Source organism: Pseudomonas sp. BNK-45 (genome assembly GCF_047456255.1).
Lineage (GTDB): Bacteria > Pseudomonadota > Gammaproteobacteria > Pseudomonadales > Pseudomonadaceae > Aquipseudomonas.
The window spans coordinates 4,713,087-4,730,289 of record NZ_CP179909.1 but is presented as its reverse complement, the minus strand read 5'-3'; the positions used below and the strand labels follow the sequence as shown (position 1 = coordinate 4,730,289).

The 17,203-nt window shown below is 57.0% G+C and carries 16 protein-coding genes and 1 pseudogene; 14 read left to right on the top strand and 3 right to left on the bottom strand.

Annotated elements, in window-relative coordinates; genetic code table 11:
* The first annotated feature begins 241 nt into the window (after positions 1–241).
* The 5 genes from ACMGG8_RS21115 (at position 242) to ACMGG8_RS21095 (ending at position 4,408) form a co-directional block, all read left to right on the top strand.
* The gene (locus ACMGG8_RS21115) at positions 242–535 is read left to right on the top strand and encodes a DUF3077 domain-containing protein (protein WP_060843396.1); all 294 of its coding nucleotides are present in this window, start codon (positions 242–244) and stop codon (positions 533–535) included.
* 347 nt (positions 536–882) lie between these two features.
* Positions 883–2,232 carry an SIR2 family protein gene (locus ACMGG8_RS21110; protein WP_082729238.1) on the top strand — a complete coding sequence of 450 codons (1,350 nt, stop codon included), beginning with the start codon at positions 883–885 and terminating at the stop codon, positions 2,230–2,232.
* A 149-nt stretch (positions 2,233–2,381) separates the two neighbouring features.
* A complete protein-coding gene (locus ACMGG8_RS21105; RefSeq protein ID WP_148659633.1) occupies positions 2,382–3,278 on the top strand; it encodes a restriction endonuclease in 897 nt (298 codons plus the stop codon).
* Positions 3,279–3,989, top strand: a complete 711-nt coding sequence (locus ACMGG8_RS21100; protein ID WP_082729240.1) for a sensor histidine kinase — start codon at positions 3,279–3,281, stop codon at positions 3,987–3,989. It begins immediately after the preceding gene.
* Complete coding sequence (locus ACMGG8_RS21095; protein WP_148659634.1) at positions 3,986–4,408, top strand: hypothetical protein; 423 nt, start codon at positions 3,986–3,988, stop codon at positions 4,406–4,408. Before ACMGG8_RS21100 ends, ACMGG8_RS21095 begins: the two co-directional genes overlap by 4 nt.
* A 310-nt stretch (positions 4,409–4,718) precedes the next feature.
* Here the strand turns inward: ACMGG8_RS21095 and ACMGG8_RS21090 are convergent.
* Positions 4,719–5,129, bottom strand: a pseudogene (locus ACMGG8_RS21090) (cupin domain-containing protein); the annotation flags it as partial.
* Positions 5,130–5,341: 212 nt separating this feature from the next.
* On the opposite strand from ACMGG8_RS21090, the gene ACMGG8_RS21085 reads away from it, so the two are divergent.
* The 3 genes from ACMGG8_RS21085 to ACMGG8_RS21075 all read left to right on the top strand — a co-directional run bounded on the left by ACMGG8_RS21085 (position 5,342) and on the right by ACMGG8_RS21075 (position 6,868).
* Positions 5,342–5,797, top strand: a complete 456-nt coding sequence (locus ACMGG8_RS21085) for an SMI1/KNR4 family protein (RefSeq protein WP_060843397.1) — start codon at positions 5,342–5,344, stop codon at positions 5,795–5,797.
* 192 nt (positions 5,798–5,989) lie between these two features.
* Entirely contained in the window at positions 5,990–6,610 is a 621-nt protein-coding gene (locus ACMGG8_RS21080; protein WP_414158339.1) for a hypothetical protein, read from the top strand.
* A 120-nt stretch (positions 6,611–6,730) separates the two neighbouring features.
* Complete coding sequence (locus tag ACMGG8_RS21075) at positions 6,731–6,868, top strand: hypothetical protein (RefSeq protein WP_414158338.1); 138 nt, start codon at positions 6,731–6,733, stop codon at positions 6,866–6,868.
* A 50-nt stretch (positions 6,869–6,918) separates the two neighbouring features.
* Here ACMGG8_RS21075 and ACMGG8_RS21070 read toward each other — a convergent pair whose 3' ends face one another.
* Positions 6,919–7,551 carry a cupin domain-containing protein gene (locus ACMGG8_RS21070; protein WP_414158337.1) on the bottom strand — a complete coding sequence of 211 codons (633 nt, stop codon included), beginning with the start codon at positions 7,549–7,551 and terminating at the stop codon, positions 6,919–6,921.
* 73 nt (positions 7,552–7,624) lie between these two features.
* Positions 7,625–9,577: an FAD-dependent oxidoreductase gene (locus ACMGG8_RS21065; RefSeq protein WP_414158336.1), complete on the bottom strand. Its 1,953-nt coding sequence runs from the start codon at positions 9,575–9,577 to the stop codon at positions 7,625–7,627.
* Positions 9,578–9,792: 215 nt separating this feature from the next.
* On the opposite strand from ACMGG8_RS21065, the gene ACMGG8_RS21060 reads away from it, so the two are divergent.
* The 6 genes from ACMGG8_RS21060 (at position 9,793) to ACMGG8_RS21035 (ending at position 17,064) form a co-directional block, all read left to right on the top strand.
* Entirely contained in the window at positions 9,793–10,854 is a 1,062-nt protein-coding gene (locus ACMGG8_RS21060; protein WP_129406772.1) for an ABC transporter substrate-binding protein, read from the top strand.
* An 87-nt stretch (positions 10,855–10,941) separates the two neighbouring features.
* Positions 10,942–11,736, top strand: coding sequence for a class II aldolase/adducin family protein (locus tag ACMGG8_RS21055; RefSeq protein WP_060838990.1), 795 nt, complete (start codon positions 10,942–10,944; stop codon positions 11,734–11,736).
* Between the two features lie 845 nt (positions 11,737–12,581).
* A complete protein-coding gene (locus tag ACMGG8_RS21050) occupies positions 12,582–13,220 on the top strand; it encodes a TetR family transcriptional regulator C-terminal domain-containing protein (protein WP_414158335.1) in 639 nt (212 codons plus the stop codon).
* 82 nt (positions 13,221–13,302) lie between these two features.
* Positions 13,303–14,013 (top strand): response regulator, encoded by a 711-nt coding sequence (locus ACMGG8_RS21045; protein ID WP_414158334.1) that lies wholly within the window; start codon positions 13,303–13,305, stop codon positions 14,011–14,013.
* A 1-nt stretch (position 14,014) separates the two neighbouring features.
* Positions 14,015–14,812 (top strand): substrate-binding periplasmic protein, encoded by a 798-nt coding sequence (locus ACMGG8_RS21040; RefSeq protein ID WP_414158333.1) that lies wholly within the window; start codon positions 14,015–14,017, stop codon positions 14,810–14,812.
* Positions 14,809–17,064 carry an ATP-binding protein gene (locus ACMGG8_RS21035; RefSeq protein WP_414158332.1) on the top strand — a complete coding sequence of 752 codons (2,256 nt, stop codon included), beginning with the start codon at positions 14,809–14,811 and terminating at the stop codon, positions 17,062–17,064. Before ACMGG8_RS21040 ends, ACMGG8_RS21035 begins: the two co-directional genes overlap by 4 nt.
* The last annotated feature ends 139 nt before the right edge of the window (positions 17,065–17,203 follow it).

The following is a 17,203-nucleotide window of genomic DNA, read 5'->3' as shown; positions in this document are numbered from 1 at the left end:
ATGCAGGCGCATTTTTGTGCCCGTCTGTTCGTGTTATGGCGGCTGTGCGTGGGAGACCTTCGGGTCTGCCGGGTTCCTGTATCTCCGGTTTCTCAGCCCGCGCACAGCTGCCACCCACTCGCCTGAGAACGAAGGTGGCAGCTCTCATTACCGATATGGGAGTTTCAATCATGTACGCCCGTAATCTGTGTGGATCTTCCCTTCGTAATACCCGTCTCCTGGCTGTTATAGGAGGTATCCGATGAGCACTTCAGCCTCAGTCAAGACACTGGGTTTCGTCACCTTTGGCAGTTGTGCCGATCCTGAACTAGAGCTGTTTCGCGTGAATGCTGACGTGCCTTTGCAGCAGGCGTTGGAGCACGCTTCTACTTTGCTTTACTACGCCAAGAAGCTAGCGCTAGATGCTGCTATGGAAGAGCAGGGCGAGCGGTATGCTTGGGCTTCGCACTTTTTGGCGGAGATGGGTAAGGCGGTGATTGATGATGTTTGTTTGGGGTTGGGTGGAAGAGCGGCTGAGGGAGGGGCTCTGAGTTAGAGCTAAACTGTACTAAGTAGATAGAAACGCCGCTTATTGTTGGTTGATAAGCGGCATTTTTATGATTTGAGGAGGAAGCTTTCGGCCACTAGCTGCCGTTCGTGACAGGCCGGTTTCGGCCAAAAGCTACCATCCGAATCACTGAGCTGGATGCGCCAGATTCTGCTTGCTAGGACTCTGTAGTCGTTATCAAAGAAATGAAAATCGTCGATCTTGATCAAGCCACTAGCCACCAGAGATGGCTAGTGGCTATTCTGACATTGCTCATTGGGGGGCTGAGATCCTTGACGAATCCCGTCACGTAACCGCTCCTCGCTCAGCAGGCACAAAAACACTAGGGAGCACATATGAGCGATTATGATAAGTATAAAGACGATGTGACGGATGATATTAAAACCTGTATTGAAGCGATGGGCTGCCAGCCTATACTTTTCGTAGGGTCAGGCCTAACTAAAAGGTACCTTAACGGTCCTAGCTGGGAGGAGTTACTGCACTCGCTTAGTGAGATGTGTCCCGAGATCGATAAAAAATTTGCTTATTATTTGCAGCGTTATCCTAATCTTGTCGATATTGGGACCGTATTCTCCGAAAAATTTAATGACTGGGCTTGGAGTGGCGGCGAAAATGAGTTTCCCGCTGAATTATTTGGCTCAGGCAATGAATCCGATATTTACTTCAAACATGCAGTATGTGAGATTTTTAAGAAGTTATTGAGTGAAGCAATTACCACGGATAAAGAAGAAATTGAACTGCTAAAAAAGATTCATCCTCACTCAATAATAACAACCAACTATGATTGTTTGCTTGAGAGCATTTTTCCTGATTACGCTCCAATCATTGGGCAGCGAATTCTCTATGCAAATCATTCAAGCATAGGTGAAATATTTAAGATACATGGATGTGCTTCTGATTCTAGGAGTGTAGTAATCACACGAGAGGATTATGATAATTTCCTGAAAAAGAAAAAGTATCTCAGCGCCAAAATGCTTGCTTTTTTTGCGGAGCATCCTCTTGTTTTTGTTGGTTACAGCGCCGAAGATCCAAACATTAGAGCTATACTGTCGGATATTGATGAGATTCTTTCCGAAAATGGCGCGTTAATTCCAAATATTTACCATTTAGAGTGGTCAAGCAAGGAGGTCACCGAATATCCTAGGCGTGAACGCCTGATATCGGTATCAGAGAATAAAAGCATACGTATAAAAAGTATCGTTGCACATGACTATAGCTGGGTATACAGGGCTTTTGGTGCGAACCAAGCACTGGACAATGTCAACCCAAAGTTACTGCGCGCGCTACTGGCAAGAACCTATGAGCTTGTGCGTTCTGACATTCCGAAAAACCCCATTCAAGTTGATTATACTGTACTTGCAAACGTCTCTGAGTCAGAGGGAGCATTAGCTAAACTTTACGGAATAGCTGATGCCTCTGATGGTCTAGCTTTTAACGTCAATTTCCCACACACGCCATCAACTTTAGGTGTAAGTTTGGGTTTCAAAGGATGGCACGACGCGAATAAGCTGCTCGAGATTTTGAAGAACACTACTGGTGTAGATATAAAGTCGTTCGACAATAAATACCATTGTGCTGTAATGAACGGCAATGAGGTTCAGGCGCATCGATACTCTAACTTGCTGCGACAGTTGCTTGAGAAAATAAAAAACGGAGAGGAATATACTTTGGATTTGCCCACATAACCTTTGATGGTTAAATCTCAATGAGCTTGGTGCCTTAACAGCTCATCACGAGTGACTGAAATTGGCCAGAAGCGGTTTCGTTTCCAAAGGGCTAAAGTACTATCATGGAATCATTATCATTAATTTACTAGGGGTTTCAAGGAGGAGCATTGAATTTATTAAGTCTTTCCCCAGAGCAATTTGAAAGTATGGCATTTGATATTGTGACTATGCTCGGATTGAGAAATACAGTATGGAGAACTCCTGGAAGCGATGTTGGAAGGGACATTGAAGGTGATTATTTTATTTCGGATTTATCCGGTCAGTATCAACGCCAAAAGTGGTATGTTGAATGCAAAAGATATACAGGTTCTGTTGACTGGCCTACAGTGTGGAATAAGATATCATATGCCGAAGCGCAAAGCGCTGATATGCTTTTGTTCGTAACAAGCTCTTCCCTAACGCCGCAAGCAGTTGATCAGGTTAGAATCTGGAATGAATCACGAAAAAAACCAACTATTAGATTCTGGGGAGCAGTGGAAGTTGCTGCAAAATTAAATCTTTATCCCGAACTCGCAAGGAAGTATGGGCTGAAATCAGAGGTAGCATCTAAGCTAGATATATTTTACCCTTCAATTTTACTGCTTATTAAAACATCTAATGCTCTTTCGCCGGACACCGGGCCGATACCTGAAATAAAACTATGGCTGGCTCATTCTGTCAGCGAACTGGTATCAACCAGGATGTCAGATGTAAAAGTTTTAGATGAGTTTTATTTTCGAACTCACAATACTGAAGATCAATTCGAGTGGATAGATTATTCAGGGTTGTGTGTCAAATATTATGATAGGTTTTCTATTAGAGCGCTATTTGCATACTTGTTATTTATTTTTAAAGGGGCGCCAGTAATCACGCAAGGCCAAAAACTTGACTTGGTAATTGAATTGCCTAGAGCTTTAATTGAGTCGGAAGAAAATCACATCCAAGCGCTTTCAGGTCTGTCAAATTTTAGCGCTCAGCTGGGGGCTGAAAACATTAGCTTATCTGTAATTAAAAAGGCCGTATAAATGGATAACAAAGAAACCTTATTCCTCATTCAAAATATTACTCACCAGGCAATAAATCCAATGAGTGGCGTGATTGGAACACTCGACAATTTAATAAGTGACGTAATTCCAGAGCATAAAAAGGCTCAGCGATTAGCACGCGCTAGGGCACAACTAGAGTATACAGTTTCGCTGATAAGAAACCTTTCATATTTTGCAGAATACGCATCGGGAAATACTGAGTCAATTTCGAACTCCTCCATCAAAACTACTGTTATACCACAGGCGATTATCGAATCTGCGCAGTTCTTTCAGGAACAAGGGGTGAATAGTAAGGTAAAGGTAGAGCTAGAGGATCGGAATACTCAAAACTGCGTAAAGGGTGACCCGAATTTACTTAAACAGGTCTTCATGAATCTCATCGATAATGGAGTTAAATATGGCAAAGCCGGCTCGACTTTGACAATAAAAAATTGGATACAGAAAAAAACTGACAACCTAATTATAACGTTTGAAGGACAAAGCGAGGCATTTTCTAACGAAGACGATATTTTCGCAATCGGATATCGGGCAAAAAGTGCAAAAGAAAGAACATCTTCCGGGTCCGGCTTAGGGCTTCATATTTGTAAACTAATCGTTGAGAATGCATTTCAGGGGACGATTGACGGGAGTCATTCATCTTCTGGAATTACAAAATTTGAAATCAGAATTCCAAATGGGTTTTTAAAATGAGCGCAAAAATTCTAATTCTTGATGATGAACCTATGTTTTTGGATTGGCTAGAGGACTATGTCGAGTCACTAGGTTTCAGCGTGGATTTTTCAACCTCGATAGATGATGCAAATAAAAAGCTAGCGGGCGCCAGCGTAGATGACTATGCAGCACTGATTTTTGATCTCAATGTGCCCGCCTCTTCTGAGTTTGAAAGCGTATTGGAGCAAAGGGGAAAACTATTTCAAGAGTTCAGAGGTCTCTTTATAGCGCAGCAAGCTCGAACGAAAGGGATTAACGGTAATAGAATAATAGTCTACTCGGTTCATGACAAGCCAGAAGTCGAAGACATGTGTCAAAGATTAAATGTTTCATATATACCTAAAGGTCGAGCAAGAGCGTTAAAAGATAGGCTTGCATCAATATTGACGAGAGCGTGAATAGACGCTGACGAAAATATTTTTATTGCTCAGAGGTCGCAGCTTTAATACACCTGAGCCGGTCGCGTGACGGATAGGGGGGTGAGAGGACTGACCGTTTTTAATCCAGTAAGCCGATCACTTTCAAACTACCTGCGCTTCCACGCCGGCAATGGTGATGCGATTCTCTTCAGTTGGCTCGCAGCCCCCAAGAATCGCCCCAAGGTTTGGTCATTTCCAGAGTGACAAATTTTGGACTAAAGCACACTTCTGCGACCGTCTTGTTTTGGCCGTTAGCAGCCGTTCGGTTGCTCCCCCCTCAACATCCCCCTCAAAACGTCGGCGGCGTAATCACCCACAACGCCACCGCATCCTCCTCCCCAGGATTCCCATACTTATGCGGTTCCTGGCTGGAAAAACTAAAGCTATCCCCCTCACTCAACTGAAAATACCGTTCCCCCACCCACAGCTCAAAACTCCCCGACAGCACATAACCGGCTTCCTCGCCCTCATGGCTGTAACTCTCCTTGCTGTAGGTCCCCGGCGGAAAGCGCGAGTGCAAAAACTCCAGCTGCCGGGTCGGTTGCGGGGTCAGCAGCTGATCGATAATCCCGTTCTCATAATTCACCTGCAGCCGCTGTTTCTTGCGTACCACATAGCCTTGGTCTTCGGGTGCGGTCTGGGTTTCGCTGGCGAAGAACCATTGGATGGTCACGCCCAGGCTGCCGGCGAAGTTAAATAGTTCGGTGTGGGCGGAGGATGCGCTCCAGTTAGATGATAGGAGGAATTTTTTGGTTGCTGAGGCTGCTTTCTGCCAATAGAGGACATTCAGAAGTGATTGAACATCGCTTTGGATGTTATGCAAAAAAAGATATGCTTAATGTGAATGTTAGAATATTAGTAATATGCTGCACTGGCAGTGTCGCCTGATAATAGTTAAATGGAGGTTCGCTGATGGAGTGGGATGTCTATTCAGACGCGCATGAGCCGTTGTCCGATGATTTGATTGCAGGCATCGAAAAAGTTATCCGTTTCACGCTGCCTGAAGATTACGTTGAATGCGTAAAACGCTTTCATGGTGGACAGCCGAAAGACCGAAGCCTGTCCATTGAGGTTGGTGGTAAAACATGGAATATCGGCTTCGGCATGCTTTTGACTCTTGACCCTTTACACAGCGCCGAGAATATCGTTACCGCTCTATTTTCGTTGCGAAATCACCATCAGCTACCAAATTACTATCTGCCTATTGTCGTGGGTGGTGGCGGTGATTATCTGTGCTTTGATTACTCTGAAAGTCCTCTATTTCCAAAAGTGGTTTTCTATTTTCATGAGTTGGAAGTAGAAGAAGGAATATTTTATGTGGCCGACTCGTTTTCAGATTTGCTTTCTATGTTAAAGGAAGAAAACTAAAAGAATAACCAATGAAAGTATTAACCCTCTGGTTCGCACCGAGACCCATTCAGATGATGCAGTATTCGGCTGCTTATAGTCGCTGTGATGAAAGGCAGTAGGGCCGTTGGAAGCGCTAATTCTGTTCTCTACCAACGTATGCACGATTCAGCCGCAATCGTAATCACAACGAAGATACAAAGGACGTTCCCAGTGGAAAAAGCTTCTCTTAAGAGTTTTTTGGCTATTGTTTCTGTTTTTTTAGCCACATTCGCAAGCGCGAATGAAAACAATCTAAAAGTATCCGCAGAAAGTGAAGCGCTGTACTTCAAAGCGCTGCCTTACCTAGAGAAAATCGATGAAGTACAAAACGATATGTTCACTTTTCGAAAACAGTTAGCAGTCAACGAAAAGGTTCCCGACCAAAAAAAAGAACAATATAGAGACGAAATGCTTCCGCTTGTAAAAGAAGGAATGCCTTTGCTCAAGCGTTCAGCTGAGGAAGGCAACCCAGCAGCGCAGTACCGTCTAGCGTTGATGTTGTCGACTTTTGAATCTCGCGATCAAGTCGCCGAAAAAGTCTGCACTCTCCTAAAGTCCAGTTTCAGTAACGGATTTACTCCAGCGGGTTTGCAGATGCTTTTCTATTGCTTCGATGAGGTTAAAACACCTGGGTATCGGTCACTTGTCGACGCATTGCCTAATGATGAAACCCTGTATGGCAGGTACTACCCCCAGCCAACGATGATGCCGAGTTGCGATAGAAATAGTCGCTCTGACAGCAATCCAATCGTGTTGCTCGACGAAAAAAGTTTCGCGCCAACCTTTATATGAGTATGGCGACTCAAATGTTGACGCAAAACCTTAAGCAAGAGCAGGTGCAGTTTCTCAATAAAGCTGCCGAGCATGGATGCGTCAGGGCAATAGAAAGGCTAAAGCTCAGCAGCGCCACTAATGGAGCTCACCCGAAACTGGGAACACATGATTAACCGCGCCTGGAATGAAATGGGCGAGCACCACGCTCCGCTGACCGAGGCCCAGTTCAGCGAGTGGTTGCGGCAGCAGTTCTACTTCCCAGTCCGTGACAGCTAGTTTTCAGTAAACGAAAGAGCGGTGCATTGCGCTTCCGCTCGGTAGCTTGCTCAAAACGTCGGCGGCGTAATCACCCACAACACCACCGCATCCTCCTCCCCAGGATTCCCATATTTATGCGGTTCCTGGCTGGAAAAACTAAAGCTATCCCCCTCATTCAGCTGAAAATACCGTTCCCCCACCCATAGCTCAAAGCTCCCCGACAGCACATACCCGGCTTCTTCCCCCTCATGGCTGTAACTCTCCTTGCTGTACGTCCCCGGCGGAAAGCGTGAGTGCAAAAACTCCAGCTGCCGGGTCGGCTGTGGGGTCAGCAACTGATCGATAATCCCGTTCTCATAATTCACTTGCAGCCGCTGTTTCTTGCGCACTACATAGCCTTGGTCTTCGGGCGCGGTCTGGGTTTCGCTGGCGAAGAACCATTGGATGGTCACGCCCAGGCTGCGGGCGATGTTGAACAGGGCGGGGATGGAGGGGTAGGCGAGGTTGCGTTCCAGTTGGCTGATGTAGCCGGCGGTAAGTTCGCTCTGCTGGGCCAGTTCGCTCAGGGTCAGGCCGCGGCGTTTGCGCAGGCCGCGGATGCGGGTGCCAAGAAACTGTGGGCCGCCAGGGGCTTGGTTGTCGGTGCCGGGCTCCGGGGCGGGAGGGCGGCTCGCGGGCGGCGTCTTGCTGCTGGGGTTCATGGCGGGCTCCGGACCAGGTGAACGGGCGCTTCCAGGCGCCCGTCCTGCAAAAGCCCTGGAGTATAAAGCAGCCTCAAAGCGCCCAGGCGACTTTCAAGCCTTCATGGATGGCTTCTTCCACGGTGCGCGGTGCCAGGCAGTCGCCGATGCGTTGGAAGGGCACCAGGCCTTTGAGTTGTTGGCCGAGGTCGTCCACGGATTGGTGGCCTTGGCACAGGACGAGGCTGTCGATATTTTCCAGGAGCATGGGTTCGCCGCTGGCGGTGTGTTGCAGGTACACGGTGCTGTCGTCGCAGCCGTAGAGGCGGGCGTAGGGGATGATCGGGATCGCCAGTTTGTGCAGTTCGCCGGCCATTTGGTCGCGCACGTACAGCGGCAGGCTTTCGCCGCAGTGGGTGCCGTTGACCGCCAGTTGCACTTGGTGCCCGGCGCGTACCAGGCGCTCGGCGATGCCGGGGCCGATCCAGTCGCAGCGCCAGTCGGCCACCACTACGCTGCGGCCCAGTTGCACTTCGTCCCGCAGTACTTGCCAGGCGTCCACCACTTGCAGGTCGCCGCCGCGTTCGAAGTTCGGCCAGTAGGGCTGGGCGCCGGTGGCGATGATCACGTGGTCGGGGTTTTCGCGCTCGATCAGGGCGCGGTCGACTCGGGTGTTGCGCACCACTTCGACACCAGCCAGTTGCATTTCCCGTTGCAGGTTGGTGCTGGCGCCGCCGAATTCGCTGCGTCGGGGCAGCAGTTGCGCCAGTTGGATCTGGCCGCCCAGTTGCGCGCTGGCTTCGTAGAGGGTGACCTGGTGGCCGCGTTGGGCGGCGACGGCGGCGGCTTTCATCCCGGCCGGGCCGCCGCCCACCACCAGGATGCGTTTGCCGCGGGCGCTGGGTTTGGGCTGGCCGTAGAGCAGTTCGCGGCCGGTTTCCGGGTGCTGGATGCAGGAGATCGGCAGGCCCTTGTGGAAGTGGCCGATGCACGCCTGGTTGCAGGCGATGCAGGCGCGTACGTCTTCGGCGTGGCCGCTGTCGCTCTTGTTGGGCATCTGCGGGTCGCAGATCAGCGCGCGGGTCATGCCGCACACATCGGCCTGGCCCTTGGCAATGATCGCCTCGGCTTCCTGGGGCTGGTTGATGCGCCCGGTGACGAACAGCGGGATCGACAGCTGGGCCTTGAAGGTGCCGGCCTCTCGGGCCAGGTAGGCGGCTTCCACCGCCATGGGCGGGACGATGTGCACCGCGCCGCCGAGGGAGGCGGAGGTGCCAGCGACGATGTGCACGTAGTCCAGTTGCCCTTGCAGCAATTGCACGGCGGCCAGGGATTCGTCTTCGGTGAGGCCTTCGGGGTCGCGTTCGTCGGCGGAAATGCGCAGGCCGATGATGAACTCGGCATCGGTGCTGGCGCGCATGGCATCGAGGATTTCCCGGATAAAGCGCAGGCGCTGTTCCAGTTCGCCGTTGTAGCCGTCGCTGCGGCGGTTGACCCGCGGGTTGATGAACTGCGCCGGCAGGTAGCCGTGGCTGGCCACCAGTTCCACGCCGTCCAGCCCGGCCTGATACAGGCGCCGGGCGGCGTCGGCGTAGCCCTGGATGATCTCGTCGATCATGGCCTGGTCCAGGGCCCGGGGCATGACCCGGAAGCGTTCGTTGGGCACCGCCGAAGGGGCGTAGGCCACGGCCAGCAGGCCGTCGGAGGACTCCATGATTTCCCGCCCCGGGTGGAAGATCTGCGACAGCACCACCGTGCCGTGGGCGTGGCAGGTTTCCGCCAGGCGCCGGTAGCCGTCGATGCAGGCGTCGTCGGTGGCCATCAGCACGTGGCTGGTGTAGCGCGCACTGTCGTGGACCCCGGCCACCTGCAGCACGATCAGGCCGACGCCGCCTTCGGCGCGGGCGCGATGGTAGGCAATCAGCTGTTCGTTGACCAGGTTGTCGGTGGGCATCGAGGTGTCGTGGCCGCTGGACATGATGCGGTTCTTCAGGCGTTTGCCACGGATCTGCAAGGGTGCGAACAGGTGCGGGAAGGCGCTGGTCATTGCGGTGACTCCAGGCGGGCCAAGGGCAGGGGAGCACAGCCTTGGCGTTGTTATTGTTGGCCTATCAAAATTTACCGCCAGTAAAAAATCAAATTGTTTTTTTACTAAGGCTTGCCGTAGCTTTGATCTGCGCCCGCTTTTGGCGCGAACCTCACAACAATAAAAAAGGGCCGTGCCGGCGCCTGCCGGTGTGGCACCGCGACGAGGATTCACAGATGAAAGCGCTCACCCGCAAGCACGGTTGTTCTTTCCTGGCCCTGAGCCTGGCCCTGGGTTTGTCCCTGGGCCAGGGCACTGCCCAGGCAGCCCCCGACATGGTGGTCGTGGCGTACGGCGGAGCCGGACAAAAAGCCCAGGACGTGGCATTGTTCCAACCCTTCAGCAAGGCCGATGGCAGCAAGCTGATCCAGAGCGAATACAACGGCGAAATGGCCCGCATCAAGGTCATGGTCGACACCGGCAACGTCGACTGGGATCTGGTGCAGATCGAAGGCCCGGACCTGATGCGCGGCTGCGAGGAGGGCATGTACGAACCCCTGGACTGGAAGGCCCTGGGCCGTGCCGAGCAGCTGATTGCCGATGCCGCCCAGCCCTGCGGCTCGGCGGTGCTGGTGTGGAGCGTGGCCATCGCCTACGACCGCAACAAGCTGGCCAAGGCGCCGGCGTCCTGGGCGGATTTCTGGGACGTCAAGCAGTTCCCCGGCAAGCGCGGCCTGCGCAAGCGCGCGGTGTACAACCTGGAATTCGCGCTGATGGCCGATGGGGTCAAGGTCGAGGACGTGTACAAGGTCCTGGCCACGCCCCAAGGGGTGGAGCGGGCCTTCGCCAAGCTGACCGAACTCAAGCCCTACATCCAGTGGTGGGAAGCCGGGGCCCAGCCGGGGCAGTGGCTGGCCGCCGGCGATGTGGTGATGACCTCGACCTACAGCGGCCGCATCGCCGTGGCCGCCCAGGCCGGCGCCCCGCTGGCGGTGGTCTGGCCCGGCAGCCTGTACGGCATGGACTACTGGGCGATCATCAAGGGCTCGAAACACGTGGATCAGGCCAAGCGTTTCATCGCCTTCGCCAACCGCCCCGAGGTCCAGGTCGACTACGTCAAGCAGATCCCCTATGGCCCGACCAACACCCTGGCCGCGGCCAAGCTCGACCCGGCCCTGGCGCAGTGGGTGCCGACCTCGGAACAGAACCTCAAGGACGCCCTGGCGATGAACGTGGAGTTCTGGGTCGATCATGGCGAAGAGCTGGAAGAGCGCTTCAACGCCTGGGCCAGCAAGTAAGCGCACCGGGCTGGACGCCTGCGGGCGTCCGGTCCTATTGTTTGCCCGCCCAGATTGCCCCACCCACCCGCCTGGAGGACTCCAACAATGAACAATATCGCTCCCAGCCCCCACGCCAACGCCGAGCGCAGCGCCACCGAACAGCGCCTGCGGCAAGAGCTGGCGGCCTGCTACCGGCTGATCGCGCACTTTCGCATGACCGACCTGATCTTCACCCACATCTCGGTGCGCCTGCCCGGGCCCGAGCATCACTTTCTGATCAACCCCTACGGCCTGATGTTCGAGGAAATCACCGCCTCCAACCTGGTGAAGATCGACCTCAACGGCGAGGCCGTGGAGCCGTCGCCGTACCCGGTGAACCCGGCGGGTTTCGTGATTCACAGCGCCATTCACGGCGCCCGCGAAGACGCCCAATGCGTGCTGCACACCCACACCAAGGCCGGTTGCGCGGTGGCGGCGCTCAAATGCGGCTTGCTGCCGGTGAACCAGATCTCCATGGAGTTCTATGGCCGCGTGGCCTACCACGACTACGAAGGCGTAGCCCTGGACCTGGGCGAACAGCAACGACTGGTGGCCGACCTGGGGGACAAGAGCGTGCTGATGCTACGCAACCATGGCCTGCTCACCGTGGGCGAAACCGTAAGCCAGGCGTTTTTGCGCATGTACTACCTGGAGAAAGCCTGCGAGATCCAGCTGGCAGCCCAGGCGGCGGGGGAGATCGTCCTGCCGCCGGACGCGGTCTGCGCCCACACCGAACGCCAATTCAACGACCCGGGCCGGCCACTGCAGGAAGGCGAACTCAACGACCCGGACGCCATGCAACTGGCCTGGGCGGCGCTGTTGCGCCTGCTGGAGCGCATCGCCCCCGACTACCGCGCCTGACCAAACCTGGGTTTGTATCTGCCTGTAGCCGCTGCTGAGCCCTGGCGAAGCTGCGAAAAGGCCCGCAGGGCCTTGCTTGACGATCTCCAGCCGAGCTTGTGTCGTCTTCACGATCTTTGCGTCCCTGCGGGCCGTGCGCAGCCTGCGGCAGCGGCTACAGGGACCGCGCCATTTGTTGTTTTTGTCCATGACACGGTGCTCCCGGCTTTGTCATGTGTAGCCGCTGCTGAGCCATGGCGAAGCTGCGAAAAGGCCCGCAGGGCCTTGCTTGACGATCGCCAGCCGAACTTGTGTCGTCTTCACGATCTTTGCGTCCCTGCGGGCCGTGCGCAGCCTGCGGCAGCGGCTACAGGGACCGCGCCGTTTGTTGTCTTTGTCACGGTGCTCCCGGCTTTGTCATGTGTAGCCGCTGCTGAGCCCTGGCGAAGCTGCGAAAAGGCCCGCAGGGCCTTGCTTGGCGATCTCCAGCCGAACTTGTGTCGTCTTCACGATCTTTGCGTCCCTGCGGGCCGTGCGCAGCCTGCGGCAGCGGCTACAGGGACCGCGCCGTTTGTTGTTTTTGTCACGGTGCTCCCGGCTTTGTCATGTGTAGCCGCTGCTGAGCCTTGGCGAAGCTGCGAAAAGGCCCGCAGGGCCTTGCTTGGCGATCTCCAGCCGAACTTGTGTCGTCTTCAAGATCTTTGCGTCCCTACGACGGAATGCCGCCCAACCCGTTCGCAGCCTGCGGCAGCGGCCACAGGAAGCGATGCGGCTTGGGCGGTCACACAAACGCTGGATCGCCACGAAAGGCCTGTTGTACAGTCGTTCAGTTTCAATTTCCCGCCACTGTCCAAGGAACCCGCCCCATGAGCCAGGAAGCGCGCTTTTCCCGTCTGGAACCCGACCTGCGCAAGGCCGAGCTGATCGAGGCGACCCTGACGTGCCTCAAGCGCCACGGTTTTCAGGGCGCGTCGATCCGCAAGATTTCCGCCGAGGCCGGGGTGTCGGTGGGGCTGATCAGTCACCACTACGCCGGCAAGGACGAGTTGGTGGCCCAGGCCTATCGGGCGGTCACCGGGCGGGTCATGAACCTGCTGCGCGAGGCCATGGAGCAGGCCGCGCCCGATCCCCGGGAGCGGTTGTCGGCGTTCTTTCGCGCCTCGTTCTGCGCCGAACTGCTGGACCCGAAGCTGCTGGACGCCTGGCTGGCGTTCTGGGGCGCGGTGAAAACCGCCGAGGCGATCAATCTGGCTCATGAACATTCCTACGGCGAGTACCGCAACGAGCTGGCCAGCCTGCTGACCCGGCTGGCCGGGGAGCAGGGCTGGGAACGCTTCGACGCCGATCTGGCGGCCATCAGCCTCAGCGCCTTGCTCGACGGCCTGTGGCTGGAGTCCGGGCTCAACCCCGGAACCTTCAGCCCGCAGCAGGGCGTGCAGATCTGTGAAGCCTGGGTCGAGGGGCTGCTGGCCAGCCGGGGGCGCGGTTTCGTCAGGTCGACATAGGGCTGTTGATCGGTTGTTCAGTAATGGCTAGGCTGCTGCGCACAGGGTTCCTTTTCCAATAAAAATAATCAGGAAACAGGCGATGACTCCTCGGGTTTTGATCGTCGACGACGATCCGCTGATTCGCGAACTGCTTCAGGCTTATCTCTCTCAGGAAGGCTACGACGTGCATTGCGCCGCCACCGCGGAGCAGGCGGAGAGCTTTCTCGGCCAGCACACGGTGGACCTGCTGATGCTGGACATCCGTCTGCCGGGCAAGGACGGCCTGACCCTGACCCGTGAGCTGCGGGTGCGTTCGGAAGTGGGGATCATCCTGATCACCGGGCGCAACGACGACATCGACCGCATCGTCGGCCTGGAATGCGGCGCCGACGACTACGTGATCAAACCCCTCAACCCCCGCGAACTGGTGTCGCGAGCCAAGAACCTGGTGCGGCGGGTGCGCCATGCGCGCCAGCCCCAGGCCGGCTGCCCGAGCCCGGTCAAGCAGTTCGCCGACTGGGCCCTGGACACCGACCGCCGTCGGCTGATCGACCCGCGTGGCGGCGAAACCCTGCTGACCCACGGCGAGTACCAGTTGCTCAGCGTGTTCCTGCGCAACAGCGGCCACACCCTGAGCCGCGACCAGTTGATGGACCAGATCCGCAACCGCGAATGGGTGCCCAGCGACCGTTCCATCGACGTGCTGGTGGGCCGCCTGCGACGCAAGCTGCACGACGACCCGGCCGAGCCGGAGCTGATCATCACCATCCACGGTGCCGGTTACCTGTTCACCGCCAGCGTGGCCGCCTGAATTGCTGCGTCGCGCACTGAACCTGTGCCTGAGCCTGTGCTTGATTCTGCTGGCCGGCCCGACGTTCGCTGAACCCCAACCCGCGCTGCGCTATTGCGACTACCCGGTGTACCCGCCGATTTCCTGGAGCGACGGCCAGCAGGTGCGCGGGCTGGCGCCGACCCTGGTGCGGCAGGTGCTGGGGGACCTGGGGTATCAGGTGCAGGTGGTGGTGCTGGGCAACTGGAAGCGCTGCCTGCTGGACGCCGCCGCCGGCCGGGTGGATGTGGTTCTGGCCTACAGCACCAGCCAGCGCCAGCAGGACCTGCTGTTTTCCAAGGTGCCGGTGCTGCGCGAAGAAGTTGCGCTGTTCGTCAACCGCCGCCAGCTGCCGCGTTTCAACCACTTGCAGGATTTGCGCGCCTACCGCGGCGGCCTGCTGTTCGGCGAGAGCTACGGCCAGGATTTCGACCGCGAAGTGGTGCAGCACGGCAACATCGAATGGGTCTCCAGCAGCCAGCAGAACTTCGGCAAGCTGATCCGCCAGCGCATCGATTTCATCCCCCATGAACGGCGCACCGGGCAGCTGTTCATCGAGCAACTGCCGGGGGCCGAGGACATAGTCGCCTTGCCCCAGGCGGTGAGCGTCGACTACCTGCGCCTGGCGGTGTCGCGCCATTCGCCCCTGGCGCCGCGCATGGCCGAGATCGACGCGCGGTTGCAGCAGCAGGTGGACAGCGGCGCGGTGCAGCGCTGGCTGGCGCAAAGCCAGGACGACTACCGCGCCATGCTCAAGGCGCAACGGGGAACGGCGCCATGATCCCCCTGCGTTCCGCCGGCCTGTTGCGCCGTCTGTTGCTGTTTATTTTGCTGTTCAGCCTGTGCTTCACCGTGCTCGCCAGCAGCGTGCAGCTGTACTTCGAATACCGCCGGGAAATGCGCGAGATCGACAGCCGCATGGAGCTGATCCGCGCCGGTTACCTGGGCAGCCTGGAACGCAACCTGTGGGACCTCAACCAGGAGCAACTGACCGTGCAGTTGCAGGGGCTTGTGGACTTTTCCGACGTGGCCCGGGTGCACCTGATCAGCAACGATTTCGACTTGCAGCAGGGCAGCACCGAGCTGATCGGGCCGTTGCGGGTGGAGCGTTTTCCCTTGAGCTATCAACCGCCGTCCGGGCCCTTGCGCCAGCTCGGCGAATTGCAGGTCAGCACCGACCTGGGGGCGGTGTACCGGCGCCTGTACGCCACCGGGCTGGCCAGCCTGTTGTGGATGAGCGTGTTTCTCTGCGGGCTGGCGGTGGCCTTGTCCGGTTTGTTCTACCGGCTGGTGACCCGGCACCTGCAAGTGATGGCCGACTTCGCCCGGCGCGTGGCGGCCGGCGAGCTGCATGAGCCCCTGCACCTGGACAAGCGCCAGCGCCCCGGCGGCGACGAGATCGACACCGTGGCCCGGGCCCTGGACGACATGCGCCGGGCGGTGCTCGACGATGTGCAGCGCCGCGAAGCCGACCGCCTGGCCTTGCAGGACAAGCGCGACGAATTGCAGAAAATGGTCCAGCGGCGCACCGCCAGCCTGATGCACGCCAAGGACGAGGCCGAAGCCGCCAACCTCGCCAAGTCGCGCTTTCTGGCGACCATGAGCCATGAACTGCGCACCCCGTTGAACGGCATCCTCGGCATGGCCGAACTGCTGCGCCAGGCGCCGCTGGAGCAGCAGGACCGCCAGCGCTTGCAGGCTTTGCATCAAGCCGGGGAGGGCCTGCTGAGCATCCTCAACCAAGTGCTGTCCTTTGCCCGCCTGGAAGAGGGCGAAAGCCGCCCGGAACTGCGGGACTTCTCCCTGCGTCAGTTGCTGGAAGAAGTCACCACCTTGTTGCAGCCCCGGGCCGAGGCCAACCGCACCCGTTTGGAATTGCACATCGACGAACAACTGGCGCCGCGTCAGCAGGGCGCCGAGCAGTACTTGCGCCAGGTGCTGAGCAACCTGCTGGCCAACGCCATACGCTTTACCGAAGACGGCTGGGTGCGGGTCGACGTGCAGGTGCTGCACAGCAGCGCCGAGGGCCAGCGCCTGCGCTGCTGCGTGCGCGACAACGGCATCGGCATTGCCGCGTCGATGCGCGAGAAGATCTTCGAGCGTTTCGTCCAGGCCAGTGACGAGGTGACCCGGCGCTATGGCGGCACCGGCCTGGGATTGGCCATCTGCAAGCACCTACTGCAGCAACTGGACGGGCGCATCGGTGTGGACAGCGAGCTGGGGCAGGGCAGTTGTTTCTGGTTCGAACTGGCGTTGGGCATCGGCCAGGAACCCTTGTCGGTGCCCGCGCTTGAGTTGCCGATGCAGGCTTTGAACATCCTGGTGGTGGAAGACGTGGCCCTGAATCGCGAAGTGGCCAGCGGCCTGCTCGAGCGAGACGGCCATCAGGTGTGGCTGGCGCAAGACGGCGAGACGGCCCTGGCCCTGTGCCGACAGCAGGCCTTCGACCTGTTGCTGCTGGATGTGCACCTGCCCGGCATCAGTGGGGTCGAGCTGTGCCGGGAAATCCGCCGCCGCCCCGGGCCCAATCGGCAGGCGCGAATCTTCGCTCTCACCGCCAGCGTGCAGCCGTCGCTGGTACGCGGTTATCTGCAGGCCGGCATGCAGGGCATTCTCGGCAAGCCGTTGCAGCTGGCCAGCCTGCGGCAGGTGCTGGCCGGGCAGGTCCAGGTGCCGCCGGCCGACACCCGGCAAGGCTTGCTCGATCAGAGCGTGCTGGACACCCATCGCAGTCTGCTGGGCGAGCAGAAATTGCACAGCCTGCTCCAGGTCCTGGCCGATGCCCTGGATCAGCAACGACCACGGCTGGCCGACGCCCTGGCCGCCGAAGACTGCACCGAAGTCCTGCACCTGGCCCATCGCCTGGCGGGCAGCGCCGATTCCCTGGGCTTCTGCGCCCTGGCCCGAGTGCTGCGGGAGTTGGAAAGTGCGGCAGAGCAGGCCGATCGCCCGACGCTGGCGGCCCTGGGGGCAGATCTGCAAGCCTCCTGGCAGCAGTCCCGGGCCTTGCTGCAACAGCTGTTGGCGGCCTGACGTACAAAATCCTTACGACTTTTTACATCTTCGATCCTGGCGTTCAATCCGAACTTACATGGCTTTCCAATAATCGCCCAAGCCGCGCCCGCCGCGGTCTTCGAAGCTTATTGGAGATAATAATAATGAAACGCCTGCA